The 18,776-nt window shown below is 59.9% G+C and carries 18 protein-coding genes; 14 read left to right on the forward strand and 4 right to left on the reverse strand.

The genetic code is table 11. The features are described from left to right. Nucleotides 1–268 precede the first annotated feature (268 nt). Together ASE80_RS08500 and ASE80_RS08505 are read left to right on the forward strand one after the other, a co-directional pair. Nucleotides 269–1,021, forward strand: coding sequence for a TetR/AcrR family transcriptional regulator (locus ASE80_RS08500; protein WP_056858521.1), 753 nt, complete (start codon nt 269–271; stop codon nt 1,019–1,021). 299 nt (nt 1,022–1,320) lie between these two features. Continuing rightward, nucleotides 1,321–5,016, forward strand: a complete 3,696-nt coding sequence (locus tag ASE80_RS08505) for a hypothetical protein (RefSeq protein ID WP_056858522.1) — start codon at nt 1,321–1,323, stop codon at nt 5,014–5,016. 62 nt (nt 5,017–5,078) lie between these two features. Here ASE80_RS08505 and ASE80_RS08510 read toward each other — a convergent pair whose 3' ends face one another. The 3 genes from ASE80_RS08510 to ASE80_RS08520 form a co-directional block, all read right to left on the reverse strand. Then, nucleotides 5,079–6,140 carry an FUSC family protein gene (locus ASE80_RS08510; protein WP_056858523.1) on the reverse strand — a complete coding sequence of 354 codons (1,062 nt, stop codon included), beginning with the start codon at nt 6,138–6,140 and terminating at the stop codon, nt 5,079–5,081. A gap of 148 nt (nt 6,141–6,288) precedes the next feature. Further along, on the reverse strand, nt 6,289–7,905 hold the full coding sequence (locus ASE80_RS08515) for an NADP-dependent glyceraldehyde-3-phosphate dehydrogenase (protein ID WP_056858524.1): 1,617 nt from the start codon (nt 7,903–7,905) through the stop codon (nt 6,289–6,291). Between the two features lie 78 nt (nt 7,906–7,983). Next, on the reverse strand, nt 7,984–9,054 hold the full coding sequence (locus ASE80_RS08520; protein ID WP_056858525.1) for an MFS transporter: 1,071 nt from the start codon (nt 9,052–9,054) through the stop codon (nt 7,984–7,986). Between the two features lie 128 nt (nt 9,055–9,182). Between ASE80_RS08520 and ASE80_RS08525 the strand changes: the two genes are divergently transcribed. The 10 genes from ASE80_RS08525 (at nt 9,183) to ASE80_RS08570 (ending at nt 17,425) form a co-directional block, all read left to right on the forward strand. Continuing rightward, nucleotides 9,183–9,941 carry an ArsR/SmtB family transcription factor gene (locus ASE80_RS08525; RefSeq protein WP_056858526.1) on the forward strand — a complete coding sequence of 253 codons (759 nt, stop codon included), beginning with the start codon at nt 9,183–9,185 and terminating at the stop codon, nt 9,939–9,941. After that, nucleotides 9,938–10,813: a Dyp-type peroxidase gene (locus ASE80_RS08530; protein ID WP_056858527.1), complete on the forward strand. Its 876-nt coding sequence runs from the start codon at nt 9,938–9,940 to the stop codon at nt 10,811–10,813. Before ASE80_RS08525 ends, ASE80_RS08530 begins: the two co-directional genes overlap by 4 nt. 288 nt (nt 10,814–11,101) lie before the next feature. Continuing rightward, nucleotides 11,102–11,374, forward strand: coding sequence for a BufA1 family periplasmic bufferin-type metallophore (locus ASE80_RS08535; protein ID WP_017137583.1), 273 nt, complete (start codon nt 11,102–11,104; stop codon nt 11,372–11,374). Then, a complete protein-coding gene (locus ASE80_RS08540) occupies nt 11,371–11,775 on the forward strand; it encodes a DoxX family protein (RefSeq protein WP_056858528.1) in 405 nt (134 codons plus the stop codon). Before ASE80_RS08535 ends, ASE80_RS08540 begins: the two co-directional genes overlap by 4 nt. A gap of 21 nt (nt 11,776–11,796) precedes the next feature. Continuing rightward, nucleotides 11,797–12,558 carry an alpha/beta fold hydrolase gene (locus ASE80_RS08545; protein ID WP_056858529.1) on the forward strand — a complete coding sequence of 254 codons (762 nt, stop codon included), beginning with the start codon at nt 11,797–11,799 and terminating at the stop codon, nt 12,556–12,558. 39 nt (nt 12,559–12,597) lie between these two features. Continuing rightward, the gene (bufA2, locus tag ASE80_RS08550) at nt 12,598–12,870 is read left to right on the forward strand and encodes a BufA2 family periplasmic bufferin-type metallophore (RefSeq protein WP_017137586.1); all 273 of its coding nucleotides are present in this window, start codon (nt 12,598–12,600) and stop codon (nt 12,868–12,870) included. A gap of 52 nt (nt 12,871–12,922) precedes the next feature. Then, nucleotides 12,923–13,747, forward strand: a complete 825-nt coding sequence (gene bufB, locus ASE80_RS08555) for an MNIO family bufferin maturase (RefSeq protein ID WP_056858530.1) — start codon at nt 12,923–12,925, stop codon at nt 13,745–13,747. Beyond that, complete coding sequence (locus ASE80_RS08560; protein WP_056858531.1) at nt 13,744–14,496, forward strand: HvfC/BufC N-terminal domain-containing protein; 753 nt, start codon at nt 13,744–13,746, stop codon at nt 14,494–14,496. The genes bufB and ASE80_RS08560 overlap by 4 nt, the downstream gene beginning before the upstream one ends. 370 nt (nt 14,497–14,866) lie before the next feature. Beyond that, nucleotides 14,867–16,231: an MFS transporter gene (locus ASE80_RS08565; RefSeq protein WP_056858532.1), complete on the forward strand. Its 1,365-nt coding sequence runs from the start codon at nt 14,867–14,869 to the stop codon at nt 16,229–16,231. A gap of 66 nt (nt 16,232–16,297) precedes the next feature. Then, nucleotides 16,298–17,425, forward strand: a complete 1,128-nt coding sequence (locus tag ASE80_RS08570) for an MFS transporter (protein WP_056858533.1) — start codon at nt 16,298–16,300, stop codon at nt 17,423–17,425. Here ASE80_RS08570 and ASE80_RS08575 read toward each other — a convergent pair whose 3' ends face one another. Further along, nucleotides 17,426–17,947, reverse strand: coding sequence for a DUF3087 domain-containing protein (locus ASE80_RS08575; protein ID WP_056858534.1), 522 nt, complete (start codon nt 17,945–17,947; stop codon nt 17,426–17,428). 117 nt (nt 17,948–18,064) lie between these two features. Here ASE80_RS08575 and ASE80_RS29980 point away from each other — a divergent pair, with 117 nt between their 5' ends. Further along, entirely contained in the window at nt 18,065–18,244 is a 180-nt protein-coding gene (locus tag ASE80_RS29980; protein ID WP_082463584.1) for a hypothetical protein, read from the forward strand. Between the two features lie 15 nt (nt 18,245–18,259). Continuing rightward, entirely contained in the window at nt 18,260–18,460 is a 201-nt protein-coding gene (locus tag ASE80_RS08580; RefSeq protein ID WP_056858535.1) for a DUF6021 family protein, read from the forward strand. Nucleotides 18,461–18,776 lie beyond the last annotated feature (316 nt).

Below are 18,776 nucleotides of genomic sequence, written 5' to 3' on the forward strand. Positions count from 1 at the left end.
TTTATTTCTTGTTTTTAAAATATTGTTTGAATAGTAACCGCGTTCAACGCGCTTCGCCAGCCATGGATGTAGAGCGGTTTCACCCCTTGTAACGATTTGCCAGTCGCTTGGCGGCGGCGCGTGAAAATCCCTTCGGCTAGCCTCGACAGGCCCGTTTATACAGGCTTTTCATAGCATGGCGCAGTGTCACTACTTGCTTTCGAAGGGCCGCCCCGGTATAAAAAATCAAATTATTTTTTAAAACAATATTTCCCACGTGGAACCTTTCATGGTCGCGAAGAAACTCAGCGCTCCAAACGTTACCAAGACTCGACTGCTGGATGCGACAGAGGCTCTTTTCATCAAATACGGCTATGACGCCGTGTTGCTCCGGCAGATTACCGAGCGTGCCCAGGTGAACCTGGCCGCCGTGAACTACCACTTCGGGGACAAGGACTCCCTGATGAAAACCTTGCTGATGCAACGCCTGGAGCCGCTCAACGAGCAGCGCCTGGAACTGCTCGCGCGCTGCGAAGCCGAGGCCGATGGCCCGCTCGACTGCGACACCTTGCTCGGCGTGCTGTTCGCCCCGGCCATGGGCCTTGAGCGCAGTGACCCGGCCAGCGGGGAAGGGCGTTCATTCATTCGGTTCCTGGGCCGGGTTTACAGCGACACCTCGCCGTTTATCCAGGAATACCTCAAGGTGCATTACCAGCCGGTGTTCCAGCGCTTCTTCGAAGCCTTCGCCCTGGCCCTGCCGGATCTGCCGCGCAATGAGCTGGGCGTGCGCCTGCAATTCGCCCTTAAGGCGATTTCCGGGGTCATGGCCGGCACCGAGCTGCGTCTGCTGATGAACTCCATGAGCCTGGGCCGCCCGGCCACCGATGCCGAGGTGATGGCCAAGCTGATCACCCTGGTGTCAGCGGCGATTCGTGTACCGCAACAAAGCCCCGAAGCCGAAACCGCATTGGCCAAGGTGCTCGACACCCAGCGCGCCATTCGCGAACAAGCCGCGACGCCTGCCACTAAAACCGCGCGTTAAAAGCCCAAATCCAGGACAAAAAAAACCCGCTGGGGCGGCGGGTTTTGATGTGCAACGTTTGTAACGGATGAGGCTTCACCCTACGTCTGCGGATGTGAATAAATCGTGAAAAAATTGTGAGAAAAGGCTGGGGTCGAGGGTTTTACTAAAACTTCGGCATCTATCGGATTTTTCCTGCATGCCAGCCGTTCGTCGCCACTGTCAGTTCTGACAGTAGAATCTGCTATTGCCTCAAGCGCCTTATTTGCCTTGCCTGTCGCGCTGTCTCTGCGCGCCCCTGACCCAGCAAGGTGATGGTTATGTCTACCCCTCCAGATAGTTTCGATACGCTTGATGTTGGCCCCTACCCGGCAGAGCCCGGAGTAGACCTGAGCAAGACGATGTATAAGGAACTTGCCTCGATAGGCTTAGGGCGCAATGAAATACTGCCCATCTGTTATTGGGTTTTTGAGCCTTGGACAAAATGGGCTTCGCTTGACCGCTGTATTGTTCAGTTGGGTTTACCTAACCCATTGAAGGCCGACGCACTCACTGTGGATAGACAAGATCGATACCATGTCGGATTCGATGGATACAAAATTCCCGAAGGAAACCTGAGATTTTTCGGACAGGTCATTCGAGCGGGTTCGCAGCAAGAAGCTCGTTCGGACGAAGGTTTGATTTTCTGCAAACAGAGTATACCGGGCGGCAATGATCCCAACCCCGGGGAGCCGTGGCACAGCGGTCTGTTGATGAAGGTTATAGAGGTTCTGGAAGACGGAAAGATCATAGACTTTCCGGAAGGAAAAAGTATCGATGCAACACGGGCTAAGGATGGCCTTTGGATCTGGGTTTATCCGTATTCGGACATCCGCCAAAATGACCGCAATATATTCTATTTCGGTACATTTTCGTATACGCATACGGTCAGTCCGCAAGAGGCTTCCCAAAAGGGCGGCTACGCCGTGTTCATCCCCTACAAAGACTACTTGGAAAAACTTCCAAAGCGCGGAACGTTCACTATTTGCATGGGCGTGAAAGACGTGGTGGAGAATGAACCTCAGGGGGCGTACACCCTTTCCAAACCTTATATGTTGCGCAGCGAAATAGATCCAAACTTGCTCAACGCCCCACGCGTGGTTAAGTACGGTGATGACATTACCATTGTTGATCTGGATGTTCCATTTGATGCCGAAGTTATAGTGTTAATCCAGCCCCCCAAGTCAAAACCGGCACCCAGACCACTCAACAATATCGTGTTGGTTGTGGAAGCTTCTCCGGAGGGCGGTTCACCCGTCATTACGCGTTTCGCCCCCATCACTGACAAAAATTATGAATCAGAGACGATCCCGCTCCCTGGTAAGTTTTTCCACGACATAGGGCGCGGCACGGTACGCCTATGGTGGGAGTGGACGACGTCTGCGGGTGTAGTTATCAAAGAGTCGGGCAGTTATTTGGTTCATATAACCGGCACGCCGACACGGATGCCGGCTCTGAAACTTCTCCACCCATTTAACGCTGGGATGATTTCGCCGGGTGTGGATGGCCCCGTTGAAGTCCTTAAGTATTCACCTTATTCAGCAAAAAATATCGAGGTTATACTCGCTAAGCAACAGATCGGCCAAAACGGTGCTAAGTTCGTTACCTTGAGCAAACAGCCAGCCGGTCCGGAGGGTGGAAAACAGGCCTTGCCAGAAAAGCTCTTGAGGCAGTTTGATGGTCTCGGGAAGTTTGATATTATTTTAGAAGTAAGAATGCAGGACGGTAGTAGCCCTCGTCAATCAGAAGCTGTGGTCGCGGAGGTGGGTAAGGCGGTTCCAGTATTGCCTGAAGTGTATATTAAAGAGGCTAAAAAATACTACGGTAACTGGAACCTGGACCTGAAGGATTTGAATGGCTATTCGGTTGGAGTCTACTTCACTTATTTCAATACAAAAGCCGGGGACAAGATAGTCCTTACCATTGCAGGGGATTCGCCGAGAAATTTTCTTCAAATTGAAATTGATATTTTTGAGGATATTGCAGGTGCGGCCCTGCTGGAACTTGAGACACCCATTGATCAGGCGTTTATTGAGCTTAACTTCGGCAAAAGTCTGAATATCTATTATAGCGTGGAGAGCCCAGGGTCGCCGCCCGTCATCCTGCGCTCGGAAGTGCTCAAGCTCAGTATCGGTGAACCGGTGAACCTCGAAAGCTTTCAACTGCTTGAGGCGAACGCCACCGCTATGACAATTAACCCGGTGGCTGTTATAAACGGGGCGAATGGCGAGGTGAGGTACTCGCAGGCTGCAAAAGGTGACCGCCTTCTTATTTCCTGGCTTGGGCAGTATGGCATCAGCCAGCATAAGCAGGAAATAAAGGTTGATCCGAAGCTCGGTGTCTTCACATTTAAAATTCCGGATGAAGTGATCGCACTGGCGTTGCGGCGTGATGGCAATAATATCCTGTTGAATTGCACGTTGCTTCGCGGCCCATTCAGCTACGCGTTCGAGCCTTTACAGTTATTGCTGTTGCCGTTCGATGCACTGCCCAGACCGTATATCAGCAACTACGCACATACCACGGTGCTGCCGGTCTACGAACTGGATGTGCCTCGCTGGATTATTGATATATGGAAATTTGCCAGCTTAGGTCAGTTCATGTTCATGACGATCACTGGTGAATTCGCTGATGGCGGAATTTACGAAAATAAAATTTTTACGCCGAACGAGGTCATCGCAGAGCACCTTGTCAAGGGCGTCTCCGTTCCCTTGGCGATGGATAAAATACGTCTGCTCAAGGACGGCTCACCGTTAAAAATTTCGTTCTCGGTCAGTTTTGTAAAGATTCCTCTTATGCAAACGGCGGTACCTTTTGGCGAAACAGTCTATGTGATCCAGCAACTTCCTGCCGAGTTGGCCTTCCCCACGCTTATTGGCGCCGCCACTATTGCACAAGAAACAACAGTTGATCCGTTGTCGATAGAGAAGAATGTTAGCGTTAAAGTTGCGTATAAGGGCATGCTCGACACCGACGAAATTGAGTGCGAGTGGATATTGCAGAATGGGACTGTATTCATAGAGAAAGTTAAGGGCAAGGCAAGTGGCTCAGTCATCGTTGATTTTACCAAGTGGCAAGCGCTGCACAACAGTGTCAATAGTCGGGTGCAGTTGATTTACTCGGTCAAGCGCGGTGATAAAACCACGTTTTCGGCAGTTCAAACGGTAATGGTCAATGCGATTGCAGCGGCCAGTCTTCCGAGGCCGATGATTAATAATCAGGCTACTGGAACTGCTGTGGATTTGAATACATTTGTCGGTAATGCGCGACTCGACTTGGCCAGAATACCGTTGTGCAAGGCAGGGCAACTGATATGGATAGACTTTGTTGGCGGTGGCAGGACGGTGGAAGTGCTGCCGGTTCACGAGATTACTGAGGCTGAAGTTGTCAGCGGTTTTGTAAATCTGCCGGTACTGCGTGGTTTATTAAGTGTGCTGGCTCAAGGTGCGACTTTCCAAATTGTGGTCAGGATTGCCTACTATGGCGACGTGGAGAAGTCGCGAGCGTTTGTATTTCCGTTGGTGCAGTATGTCAAGTCTGATTCATTTGCTGCATCGACGACTAGCTTTATGTATGGATTAGGTCCTTGGTCTCCGGGTGTTAACGCCGATCGATATTTCTTCTCGGGGGTAGGCCTTAACATACCTACTTATGCGGACAGAGCGGGGTACAAGGGAGTGGTAATTGCGACGTATGCGACTTTTTATGTTGGTCATAGATATCGGGCCTCATTCAATATATATAACAATACTAAAACTGACGCGGGACGACTACTAGATCCTATTTTAGCGATCACGCTTGGCGGAGCACAAGTGTCAGCTGCGATATCACCGCCAAGAGATAATTGGTATTTCTTAACTATTGACTTTACCGTTTCGGCGAACGCGACTCAGGCTGTTGCCCTTCACAATTATCAAGATAGCGGTTGGGGTAGTGACTTTATCGTTCATTCAGCCTATCTCTCTCGCTTGACCTGATGGGTTACCGAGTCATCCGGACAGTCTACCTAACCGTAGACTGTCCCTTTTTTCATCCCCCCTCAAATCTTCCAATGACTCGCCGTCTTCGCCAACTTCTGCCGCATCGCCTCCACATTCCCCGCCAACTGCAACGTCAACAACCGATACCCATCCAACGCACTCTGCACTGGCGCTTCCAACCCCGCAGCATCCACCGCCTGAACGGCGGGACGCTCCAGCCGCTCGGTAAACCCGGACTTCAACGCCCGCGCCATCCCCACCAACTGCACCCTGATCTGTCGATGCTCGGCCTTAAGCATCACTTGCATCCGCGCCGTCGCCTGTTCATCACGCGGATCCGGCCGGGTATTGCCAAGAATCTCCAGGGTGCTGATGCACATGCGCAAATGCCGCTGGATCGCGTCCAGTTCGGTCATGGAAATGCGCACTTCCTTGGACACCGACGGCATCAGCGAGCGCAGTTGCAGCATCGCCGCGTTCAGGCGGTTGAGCAGCTTGAGGTGTTCATCGTCCGTGACGGATTGGCCGCTGATGATGCGGCTGTAAATCGCTGCACAGTCGCGCAAGGCGCTGGCCAGGTTGTAGCGCCACGAATACACCGCGTACAGCGGCAGGGCGAAGGAAAACGCCAGCGCCAGCACAATGCCGATAAGGATATCGACGGTGCGCCACAAGCCATCGGAGATCGGGTTGTCGCCGTGGCCGGCAACAATAAACACCGTGATCGCCGACAGCAGCGCGATGTAACCGCCCTTGCCGATGGCGTGGTAGGAAAAGAACCCGCACACCACGGACATCAGCAGGTAGGTCAGCAGCGGTATGCCGAAGTAGGCCTGTTGCACCACCAGCAGCAGGCCGACGCTGGCACCGATCAGGGTGCCGTAGGCGCGCTCCACGGCTTTTTTGCCGATATTGCCGTGGTGCTGCAGGCCACCGATCACGATCAGCATGGTCACCGACGCCCACTCGCCGTGGGGCAGGTTGATGCCGGTGGTGAGCAGGATGGTCGCCAGCAGGCCGATGGACACGCGCACGGCGTGGATCAGCTTGGCATGGCGGTAACGGCGGTACGGGTCGAGCAAAGGGCGCAACAGGCGCCGGGCGAAGAAGGGCAGGTTCATCGGTATTGAAGTGGCCTCGGTAGTCGGGGTGGACCAGATCGAATGTGGGAGCCGGGCTTGCCCACGATGCAGGCACCTCGGTCTTTCAGCCAGACCGCAGTGATGCTATCGCAGGCAAGCCAGCTCCCACATAGAGCTGTTTAGGTCTTTAGAAAATGTAATCCGTGGTCAGGAAACTCGAATCACGGTTGCGCAAGATATCGCTGACCAACGCCTTGTTGCTCTCCTGGAACTTGGTCGCCACCAAGGTGCGGATCGAGAACACGCGCAGCGCGTCATGCACCGACAGCGTGCCCTCGGCCGAGTTCTTGCGCCCGTTGAACGGGAAGGTGTCCGGCCCGCGCTGGCACTGGGCGTTGATGTTGATACGCCCGACCTGGTTGGCAAACGTGTCCACCAGCCGGCCGACTTCCACCGCGTTGGTGCCGAAAATGCTTAGCTGCTGGCCGAAGTCCGAGTCCAGTACGTACTCGATCACGGTTTCCAGGTCACGGTACGGCACGATCGGCACAACGGGGCCGAACTGTTCCTCGTTGTAAACACGCATCTGCGGGTTCACCGGGTACAAAACGGCGGGGTAGAAGAACGAACCGCGACTTTCGCCGCCATTGGGGTTCACCACGTTGGCGCCGTGCTGCTCGGCATCGGCCACCAATGTATTGAGGTAATCGACCTTGCCGACTTCCGGCAGTGGCGTCAGCGACACACCGTCTTCCCACGGCATGCCGGGTTTGAGCGTGGCCAGTTTGCTGTTGAATTTCTGGATGAAGCTGTCGACCACGTCTTCGTGCACAAACAGGATTTTCAGCGCGGTGCAGCGTTGGCCGTTGAACGACAAGGAGCCGGTGACCGCTTCGCTCACGGCATTGTCCAGGTCGACCTCGGGCAGCACGATGCCGGGGTTTTTTGCGTCCAGGCCCAGGGCTGCGCGCAAGCGGTGCGGCTTGGGGTGCAGTTTTTTCAGGTCGCTGGCGGCCTTGTTGGTGCCGATAAACGCAAAAATGTCGATTTTGCCGCTGGCCATCAGCGCGCTGACGGTTTCGCGGCCGCTGCCGTAGATCACGTTGATTACGCCGGCCGGGAAGCTGTCACGGAACGCTTCCAGCAACGGGCGAATCAGCAGCACGCCGAGCTTGGCCGGCTTGAACACCACGGTGTTGCCCATGATCAGCGCCGGGATCAACGTGGTGAAGGTCTCGTTGAGCGGGTAATTGTAAGGGCCCATGCACAGCGCCACGCCCAGTGGCACGCGGCGGATCTGGCCGAGGGTGTCCTGTTCCAGCTCGAAGCGGCTGGAGCGGCGGTCGAGTTCCTTGAGGGCGTTGATGGTGTCGGTGATGTAGTCGCAGGTGCGGTCGAATTCCTTCTGCGAGTCCTTGAGGTTCTTGCCGATTTCCCACATCAGCAGCTTGACCACCGCGTCGCGTTGTTCGCGCATGCGCCGCAAAAAAGCTTCGACATGCTGGATACGTTCAGCCACGCGCATCGTCGGCCATTCACCCTGGCCGCGGTCGTAGGCGCGCACGGCGGCGTCCAGGGCGGTGAGGGCGGTGTCGGCGTCCAGCAGCGGCGTGCTGCCGATGTGCACGCGCTCATCGCCCAGTTGCACCGGGCTCTGCACCTTGGCGAGCGGGCCGTTCCACACCTGCAACTGGCCGTCGACCAGGTAATCACGCTGTTCGATGGGCGCTGCCAGGCGGAATTGCTCGGGAATGTCGCTGGCGGCGGTGGGAAACAGCTGGGCGAGCAGGTTACTGGTGGTCATGTCGCTACCCCTGGAATAGTTGCAAAACATGACTAGAGAGTCACCCATCCAAGGGCTGTGTGGCAAGCGCCAGACGCGTTACAGCAGCGCGCCGGCCAGTGCCACGCCCAATGCTGCGCCGATCTGTCGCGCCGTATTGAGGATGCCGGCGGCGATTCCGGCCTGTCCCGGCGGCACCGCATTCATCAACGCGGCCGTGGCGGCGGGGGTGATCAGCCCGGCAGCCAGGCCAATCAGCGGCATGGGCACCACGATCAAGGCGTAGTCGGGCGTTGCGCCGCCCATCAACAACAGGCCAAAACCGGTCACGTAGAGCATCAGGGCGCCACCGATCAGCCAGCGGCTGCCAAAGGCGCGCACGAACTCGCCGGCCATCAGGCTGCCGATGCTCACCAGCACCGTCAGCGGCAGGAACGCCACGCCGGTGCGCAGCGGCGAGAGGCCCAGGGTCCGCTGGAAATACAGGCTGAGTACAAACATCAGCCCATACAGCAGCAGCGCCGACAGCAGTGACACGGCCACACACAGGCTGAACACGCGGCTGCCAAACAGCTGCACGCCGAGGCGCAACCAGCCTGCGGCGCGGGGCTGTCTGGCACTGGCGGCAAGGCGCGCGCTGAGGCCGACGGCGATCAGCCCCCACGGCAGGTTGACCAGGAAGATACTGCGCCAGCCCAGCGTCTGGATCAGCACGCCGCCCGCCAACGGCCCGGCGGCCATGGCAATGCCGCCGCACCCGGCCCACAGGCTGATGGCCGTCGCGCGGCCTGCGGGGTTGCCTGCATACGCCTGATTGATCAGCGCCAGGGACGCCGGCACCAGCAACGCTGCGCCGACACCTTGCAGCACCCGCGCGGCCACCAGCAGGTTGATGTCGCCGGCCACGCCACACAGCAGCGAGGCCAGGGTAAACACCAGCAAGCCGGTCATATACAGCCTGCGCGCCCCAAAGCGATCCGCCATCGCACCGCCAGCCAGCAGCAGGCAACCAAAGGTCAAGGTGTAGGCGCCGACCACCCATTGCAGTGCGCCGGTGTTGCTGTGCAGGGCCATCGCGATGGGGTCCAGCGCCACATTGACGATGGACGTATCGAGGATCACCAGTACATAGCTGAGGCTGGTCGCGGCCAGCACCTTTCGTTGTGGCATGCACACCTTCCTTGAAAAGACACAGGCGGCGAATCTAGCGCGCGGGACGGGGCAGATGCTTCGACGTTGATCGAAGCATGCTCGCCTGCGTCACGCTTATACTGCGCAGGTCCCGTTGGAGAGCCGCCATGTCGAACCCATCCACCTTTACCGAGGTTGCCGCACTGCTCGCCGAGCCCGCCCGCGCCGCGATGCTGTTGGCGTTGTTCGACGGGCGCGCGTTGCCTGCGGGTGAACTGGCCTTTGCTGCCGGCATCACCGCGCAGACCGCCAGCACCCACCTGGCCAAATTGGTCGCCGGTGGTTTGCTCGCCTGCCAAACCCAGGGCCGGCATCGCTATTACCGCCTGGCCGGGGAGCATGTGGCCCAGGCAATCGAGTTTCTCAGTGCGATTGCGCCGTTGTCGGCGATCGTGCTCAAACCCCAAAGCCGCGAGGCCCAAGGGCTACGGTTTGCGCGCTGCTGCTACAACCATCTGGCCGGGCAGTTGGGCGTCGCGGTGACCCAGGCGCTGGAAAAACGCCATTACCTGCGCGCCGTCGACGATAAACACTACGAAGTGCTGCCCGCAGGCGCAGCCTGGTTGCAGACCCTGGGCATCGACTCAAGCGCCTTGAAACCCGCGCGCCAATGCCTGGACTGGACCGAGCGCACCCATCACGTGGCCGGCCCGCTCGGCGTGCAATTGCTCAGTGCCTGGTGCGATGCCGGTTGGTTGCGCCGCGCCAAGGATTCGCGTGCGGTGCGGGTTACGCCCAAAGGCTGGGCGCAGTTCAAGGCGCAATTGGGCCTGGAACCGCGTGATCTGGAAAACCTTGAGCACAAGCCCGCGTGTGCCCAGCTTGTTGGGGTAGACTGCGCGGCTTTTCAGAAGGAGTTCACATGAGTCACTACCAGCCGGGCATTCTTGCCGCACCGGTGCCGTTGCAGGCACGCCATCTGTTTTTTGTCGTTGACGTACTGGCAGCCGTGCCCGCCGCGTTGGACGCACTGGTGCAGTTGGCGGACGCGGGCGCAGTGGTCGGGTTTGGCGAGCCGCTGGTGACTTCACTCGGCGCGCACATTGAAGGGCTGCGTGCATTCCCCACGGTCACGGGCCCAGGCGCGCATAACCCGTCTACTCAGCAGGCGTTGTGGGTGTGGCTGCACGGTGTGGATCGCGGTGAACTGCTGCTGCGCAGCCGCGCATTTGAAAAAGCCCTGGCCACGGCATTCCGGCTGGTGCAGATGACCGAAGGCTTCCGCTACAAAACCGGCTTCGATCTGACCGATTACGAAGACGGCACCGAAAACCCCCACGACGACGCCGCCGTCGAAGCCGCCCTGACCGACAGCGGCGCCAGCTTTGCCGCGATCCAGCAATGGCAACACGACCTCGACGGTTTTGCCGCGTTGCCCGCCCAGGAGCGTGACCACATCATCGGCCGCCGCCATGGCGATAACGAAGAGCTGGACGACGCCCCCGAATCCGCACACACCAAACGCACCGCCCAGGAAAGCTTCACCCCGGAGGCCTTTGTGGTGCGCCGCTCGATGCCGTGGGCCGAGAACGGCCAGGCGGGGTTGATGTTCCTGGCGTTTGGGCATTCCTTCGATGCGTTTGAAGCGCAATTGCGGCGCATGAGCGGCTTGGAAGACGGGATTGTGGATGGGTTGTATCGGATCAGTACGCCGTTGACCGGTGGGTATTACTGGTGCCCGGCGGTCAAGGATGGCCATCTGGATTTGAGCGCACTCTGCCAGGCAGCCACTCTCTAAAACGGTGGGTGCCTGGATCACGCCCCGCACTGCGCGCTCACCGCCACCACCCAGCAGCTTGGGCATGTCCGAATGGTTGGCGCCGTCGGCATGGCTTGGGGGTGCTTTAGTGGCTTTGTATTACAAAGTATCCCCGCGCTTCCTTGATACATCGGCATGACGTTCTGGCGTGTCGGCGACACAGACCGGATACACGCCTGGCTTTAACTCTGCTCACCAGCTGGCGCAGGCGGTCACTCACCGTCACACGCGCCCTGGCCACACTCAGTCAAGCCAGGAGATACACCGATGAAGCGACCCTACGCGGCCCTTGCGGCCACTTTCGCCCTGTCCCTCAGTGCCTTTGCGGCGATGGCCCATGCCGACGACGCCAAGCCCCAGGAAAAATGCTTCGGCGTGGCCCTCGCCGGTGCCAACGACTGCGCCGCCGGTAAAGGCACCTCGTGCGCCGGCACCGCCACCGCCGATTACCAGGGCAACGCCTGGGTATTGGTCGACAAGGGCACCTGCACCCAGATCAAGACGCCCAAAGGCTTCGGCAGCCTGACGGAACAGCCGTGATCCAGCGCCTGTTGCCCCCGGCGCTGCTGTTGCTGGTGGCCCGGCTGGGCATCGCGGCGGTGTTCTTTTTGTCGGGGCGTACCAAGGTCAGCGGTTTTCTGAGCCTCAAGCCGTCGACCTACGCCCTGTTCCGTTCGGAGTACGCCTTGCCGCTGATCCCGTCGGACTGGGCCGCGCACCTGGCGACCTACGCCGAACACCTGTTTCCGCTGTTGCTGGTGCTGGGCCTGCTGACACGCCCGGCGGCCGCCGCGCTGCTGGGCATGACCCTGGTGATCGAGGTGTTCGTATACCCCGAGGCCTGGCCGACGCACCTCACCTGGGCGGGCCTGTTGCTGCCGCTGCTGGCCTATGGCGGCGGGGCGTGGTCGCTGGATCGCCGGCTGTTCGGCAAACCTTAACAACCCTGATGGAGATACCCGATGCGCATGCTTTCTTGTTTGACCCTGGCCGTGGTCCTGACGGTCCCCGTACTGGCCCAGGCGGCCGATACACCGCAGCCCGGCACCGGTAAAAGTGTGGTGATCGTGCCCGGCTCGTTTGTCGACGGTTCCGGTTGGCGTGTGGTGCACGACATCCTGATTCACAAGGGCTACAAGGTCACCGTGGTGCACCAGGGCCACGAAAACCTCGCGGCGGATGTGGCCGAGGCACGTGAAGTGCTGGAGCAGCAAGTCGGCCCGGTGGTCTTGGTGGGCCACAGTTCCGGTGGCGCGGTGATCTCGATAGCCGGCGACCGCGACAAGGTCAAGTCGATGGTCTACGTCTCGGCGCTGCAGCCGGAAGTGGGCGAGAACATGGCCCAGTTGATCGGCTCGATGCCGGCGCCCAGCGATGACATCAAGCAGAGCCGCGACGGCCATCTGTTCTTCGATCGCAACAAATACAACGCCGATTTTGCCGCGGACCTGACCCCCAACCGCACCGACTTCATGGCCGCCTCCCAAGTGCCGGCCACCACCGCCTTGTTCGGCGGCACCGTGTGGGCGGCGGCGTGGCACAAAAAGCCGACGTACGCCGTGGTCTCCACCGAAGACCGCGCGCTGAGCCCCGCGCTGCAACGCTGGATGTACCAGCGCGCCGGTTCCAGGGTCACCGAAATCAAGGCGAGCCACTCGGTGTACATCTCCCAGCCTGAGGCGGTGGCGAAGGTCATCGAAGACGCTGCTTCCGTTATCAAATAATTGCTCTCAGCCCACACAGCACTCAAAAAGGAAAGACCCATGAACACTGCACTTAAATCCCGTCTGAGCCTCGCCGCTGCCGCCGCCCTGATTGCCATGGCATCGGCGTCATTCGCCAGTGCCGCCAGCGCCGCCGACCAACAGGAAAAACCCGGCCGTTGCTACGGCGTCAACAGCTGCAAGGGCGAAAGCCTGTGCGCCACCGCCAAGCATGACTGCAAGGGCCTCAACAGTTGCAAGGGCGAGGGTGTGATCGTCAAGACGCCGTCTGAATGCCTTAAGGCCGGCGGCACGTTGACTGAGCCGAAATAAACCCACTCGGCGGGCCTGAGCCGGGCCCGCCACCTGTTTTCGAAGGTCTGTCATGCCGACATTTAACCCGCGCTTTTCCAGCTATGGCCTGGGGCTGCGCAAGGAGCACTACGGCGATTTCCTGGAAACCTCGGTGCCGGTGGATTTTGTTGAAGTGATCTCTGAGAATTTTATGGTCGCAGGTGGGCAACCACGGCACATCCTGCGCCAGATCCGCGAGCGTTACCCGGTGGCATTGCACGGAGTGTCGATGTCGATCGGCACCGCCGAAGGGCTGGACCAGGGGTACCTGCGGCGCCTCAAGTCGCTGGTTGATGAGGTGCAGCCGTTGTTTGTCTCCGATCACCTGAGTTGGTCGCGCAGCGGGGGTTTCAATGCCCACGACTTGTTGCCGGTGCCCTATACGGACGAGGCTCTGGACCGCGTGTGCGCCAATATTCATCAGGCCCAGGACGTGCTGGGCCGCACGCTGCTGGTGGAAAACCCGTCCAGCTACCTGGCGTTTGACGGTGCCAGCATGAGTGAGTGGGCGTTTATCGCTGCCATGACCGAGCGCACGGGCTGCGAGTTGCTTTTGGACGTCAACAATGTGTTTGTCAGTGCCAGCAACCATGGGTTTGATGCCCTGGCGTTCCTCGACGGTATTCCCGCCGAGCGCGTGCGCCAGATTCACCTGGCCGGCCATAGCCAGGGCCGTGAGCTGTTGATCGACAGCCACGACAGCTCGGTGTGTGCCGGGGTCTGGGATTTGTATGCCAAGGCTATTGCGCTGCTGGGGCCGGTAGCCACGATGATCGAGCGCGATGATGCCATCCCGCCGCTGGCCGAGTTGCTTGAGGAGCTGTCGAAGGCACGGGCTATGGGGCGGGCACGATGAACCTGGCGCAGTGGCAGCAGGCATTTCGCACCTGGCTGGTGAGTGGGTCGGATGATTCGGCCCGGCTGCTGGGAGACCACCCCGCAGGCCTGGCCGTGTACCAGAACAACTATCGCGCGCAGTTGGTGGGTTGCCTGGAACAGGCGTTTCCCCTTGTGCGACGTTGGCTGGGGGATGAGGCGTTTCTGGCGGCCAGTATTACCCATATCGACCAGCAACCCCCGCATGCCTGGACCCTGGATGCGTATCCCGAAGGGTTTTACGCAACCTTGAAGGCCGTGTTGCCGAATAACCCGGATGTGCACGAACTGGCTTGGATCGAGTCGGCGCTCAATGAGGCGTTTGTTGCCGCCGATGCGTCGCCCTTGCCGTTGCAAGCCCTGGCCGAGCTGGATTGGGACAGCGCCGTTTTACGCCTGACGCCGTCGTTGCGCTGCCATGCACTGACCACTAATGCCGAGGCTATCTGGTCGGCATTGTGGCAAGACACGGCTGCGCCGCAGGCGGTGATGCTGGCAGAGGCCGGTGGTGTGTTGGTGTGGCGGCGTCAGTACACCTCACGTTTACGCCAGGTCAGCGCGTTGGAACTTCAGGCCGTGTTGCACCTGCAGGCCGACGGCAGCTTTGCCGGGCTGTGCGAGTTTCTGGTGGCGCGCCTGGGTGAAGAGGCGGGCGTGGCCCAGGCCGGTGAGTACCTGGCCGGGTGGTTGGGCGGTGAGTTGATCGTTGAGCCTGTGGCGATTGAGTAATGTGTGGCGATTGGGCGTTTTGTCTGTGGCGAGCAGACTTGTTGTTTGGGATGAGCAGGCTTGTTGTGGCGAGCGGGCTTGCCCCGCGTTGGGCTGCGAAGCGGCCCCAAAACTGGCGACCAAATCTGTCAGGAGTACCCGAGGTGGCTTTACTGGGAGTGCTTCGCACTCCAACGCGGGGCAAGCCCGCTCGCCACAATAAGCCAGCTTGCCACGGCAAGCCCAATCGCCGCATTAGCCCCGTTCGCCGCTGAGAGGTGGCTTGCCTCAGCCATCCAAACATGAAAAATCGGACAGCCAGGCGATTGGCCACTGAAAAAAAATCGCGCAGCCCGTAATCTAATCGCCTTGTCACCTGTGCGGATTGTTCATGTCTTCTGTTGCCGATGGGCTGCCTTCCAATAAACGCTTGCCGGCGGTGATCGCCTTGTCTTTGGGCATTGGCATGGCAACCCTGGACACCGCCATCGTCAATACGGCGCTGCCGACGTTGGCACAAGGAATCGGCACTGATTCGGCCTCGGTGATCTGGGTGGTGAACGCCTACCAGCTGGCGATTATCGCCACGGTGCTGCCGTTCGCGTCGCTCAGTGATGTGCTCGGCCACCGGCGCGTGTACCTCGGCGGTTTGCTGCTGTTTATTGTCTCGTCGCTGTTTTGCGGGTTGGCCGGTTCTTTGCTGACCCTGACCGCCGCGCGGGTGGCCCAAGGGCTGGGGGCGGCGGCGGTGATGAGTGTCAACACGGCGTTGTTGCGGCATATCTACCCGTCAAAAATGCTTGGGCGCGGCCTGGGCTATAACTCGCTGGTGGTGGGGCTGGCCTTCACGCTGGGGCCGACCGCCGCGTCGGCGATTCTGTCGGTGGCGAGCTGGCATTGGCTGTACCTGATCAACGTGCCGCTGGGGCTGCTTGCCCTGGGGTTGGGCCTGCGTTCATTGCCGACACTGCCGTTGACCGGCCACGCGTTCGATCGGTGGTCGGCGCTGTTGTGTGCCGGCCTGTTCGCGCTGTTGGTACTGGGCCTGGGCACGGCGGTGCATGGCGCCCAAGGCACACTGACCCTCGGTTTGATTGCGCTGGCGATGGTGTGCGGTGCATGGCTGTTGCGCCGTGAGGTCGGTCACCCGGCGCCGATGCTGGCCGTGGACTTGTTCAAGCGCCCGGTGTTTGCGCTGTCTTCCCTCACGGCCATCTGTGCGTTCAGCGCTCAGGGCCTGGCCTTTGTATCACTGCCGTTTCTGTTGCAGGCGGTGCTCGGTCATAGCCAGGTGGCAACCGGTTTTCTGATGACACCATGGCCTGCGGTGGTGGCGGTGATGGCTTTGGTGGCGGGGCGTCTGGCGGATCGTGTGTCGCTGGGGCTGTTGTGCGGCATCGGTTTGCTGATGCTCAGCGCGGGCATGGCAGCGTTGGCGACCTTGGGCAGCGGCGCCAGCGCTTTTGATATCGGCTGGCGCATGGCTTTGTGCGGCGCCGGTTTCGGTTTTTTCCAGTCACCGAACCTCAAGGCGATCATGACCAGCGCGCCGTTGGCCCGCAGCGGTGGGGCCAGTGGCATCGTCGCGATTTCACGTTTGCTGGGGCAGACGCTGGGGGCGTCGTTGGTGGCGTTCTGCTTTCACCTCTCCCTGGTCAGCGGCCCGCAGTACGCGCTGTGGCTGGGCTGTGGGTTCGCGCTGGTGGGCAGTGTGGCCAGCGGGCTGCGCCTGTTGCCGTATAAACACAAGGTTTAGCCCTTGTAAAACACGCGGCGGCAACGCTAACGTGGCGGCCTGAATATTTCGGGATGTTTCAGATTTATGTCCAGCCTGGCGCTACGCACTGCTGATACCACCTCCCGACGTGCCGCACTGACCCTCGCGTTATGCCTGCCCAGCGACGTGCTGCTCTACTTGCTGCTGCCCATGGAATCCCAGGCCTTTGGCATCACCCTGGCCCAGGCCGGGGTGTTGCTGGCAGCCAACCGCCTGGTGCGGATTTTCGGCTACCGCCATGTGTTGAATTTCTATGCGCGTAATGGCGACCGGCTGACCTGCATGATCGCCGCCGGTGCCGCCACGGTGTGCGCCTTGGGTAACTCGATGCTGTCCGGGTTCGCCGCATTGTTGGGGCTGCGGCTGATATGGGGCCTTTGTTTTGCCGCGCTGAACCTGTCGACCCAAGTGTTGGCCACTTCTGAGCCTGCGGGCGCGGCGCGCAGGGCAGGGCGCTCCAGGGCGGTGATCGCCCTGGGGCCGATGCTGGCGCTGCCGCTGGGTGGCTGGCTGACCCTGTGGGCCGGGCCGCGACCTATCTTCCTGATTCTGGCCGGCTGCTGCCTGGCGGGCCTGTGGGTGGCGCGTGGTTTGCCCACCGCCGGGCATGATTTGCACAGCACCGGGCGGCGCTTCAAGTGGCCGGACAGCGTGGCGGTGTGGTCGTTTATCGAAGGCGTGGCGTTGGACGGGCTGTTTATCTTCGGCTTGTCGATCCAGGCGCAGAAGATCCTTGGCGGCGATGCGGTACTGATCGCCGGCGGACTGATGGCCCTGCGCTATGCCTCGGAGATGCTGCTGAGTCCGCTGGGTGGGCGTGCGGCGCAGCGTTTTGGCGCCACCTCGATGCTGCTGTTGTTTTCGTTCTTGAGTGCCTTGGCGCTCACGGCATTTGGCAGTTATTGGGTGATCGTCGGCGCGGCTGCGGTGCTGGTGCTGCGCGCCTTGCAACTGCCTCTGGTGACCACCTTGGTGGCTGAGCGCAACCCTGGCTCGATGCGCGTTTCGGCGCTGGCCTCCAACGCGGTCTGGCGTGACGTCGGCGCTGGCCTTGGGCCGCTGATGGCGGGGTTGCTGCTGCCGGTGGCGTCGGCGCCGTGGGTGTTTGGCCTGGCGGGCGCGGCGATTGCCGTCAGCGCCGTGTTCTGCTGGCGCGCGAAGGTTTCCAGCTGATTATGGGTTTTTAAAGCCTTCCAGCCAGGCTGGGTCGAAGCGGGTTTGTTCGGTGTCGATCCCCAGTGCCTGCATTTTCGCCGTATGGGTTTCCATCTCGCCGACCAGTTGCGCCTGGGCGCTGGAGTTGGCGTCCAGGTCATGCATCTGTGTCAGGCCCAGGTGGTAAAAACGCAGGACCTTGAGGGCGGTGGGGTCGTTGGCTTGCACGCGTTCTTTGAGGGTGTGCATCACATTGGTCACGCGCATCAGGTTGCGCTTGAGCTGCCAGCCGTATACTGCAGGCGCCAGCCATGGCTGGGTCCAGAATGGGCCGCGCACCAGGGCGACGGTGATCAATACCCCGGCGAATACGCCGCCGACGTTGAAACGAAAATTGTCGCCGCCGGGTTCGCCGAACAGCATCACCGCGAGGGTCGACAGCAGCATGGCCAGGGCCATGAACAGCACGGCGATGATCAGCGTGCTGCGGCGGGTTTGCTGGCGGAAGGTGGCGGGGTCACAGGGTTTGAGCTCGAACATCCGGGCCAGGTCTCAAGAAAGGCGGGGTGGCATCTTCGCATGCTTTGGGCAAACAAGTTGAACCATGGCTTGGGGTGGTTTCTCTAAATCTGTGTAGCTCTTTTGAGGTAAGCCATCATGTCTGAATACAAGCAACCGCCGCCGGGTACACCCAACCCTGACCGTACGCCGGGAGAGGAGGAGCGTGACAACGATGCGTTGCGGCCCAATGACCCGGCCGAGCGTCAGGACGAAGATGATGTTGATCGGGTTGAGGAAGACCTGGAAAGCCTGCATGACAAAGCGCGACCGCTATAGGTTCAGGAGGTGAGTGTGAGTAATCATCCTAAAGGCCCGGGTTCGGGCGAGCATGCGAGCGGCAAGGATGAACTGGGGTTTGATCCGGATTCGCCTGATGTGTCGGACCCGCAGGTTGATCCTGTTGGGCCGGCGATTGCGCCGTTGGATAAGGACAAGGCGCAGCGCAAAAAGGTGGATTATGATCCGTTGGGGGATCTTAAGAAGCCTGAGTGATTTTGGTTTGGTGTACATATCCGTTGCTGCGGTAACGGCTACTTAGGGTTCCGCCCTGACGGCGGGTCACTTTTGGCAAACGCCCGGAATGCCGGCCCAGCCAAAAGTAACCANTCCGTTGCTGCGGTAACGGCTACTTAGGGTTCCGCCCTGACGGCGGGTCACTTTTGGCAAACGCCCGGAATGCCGGCCCAGCCAAAAGTAACCAAAAGGTCTGTGCCCCACCACTTGGTGCCTCGCTTAGGCTCGGCATGCCCTCACTCCGGCTTGAATCCGTGGGCCGCCGCGATGGGCCATCCTTGGCCCAGCGCGGCTA

The organism is Pseudomonas sp. Leaf15, from assembly GCF_001421425.1.
Lineage (GTDB): Bacteria > Pseudomonadota > Gammaproteobacteria > Pseudomonadales > Pseudomonadaceae > Aquipseudomonas > Aquipseudomonas salomonii.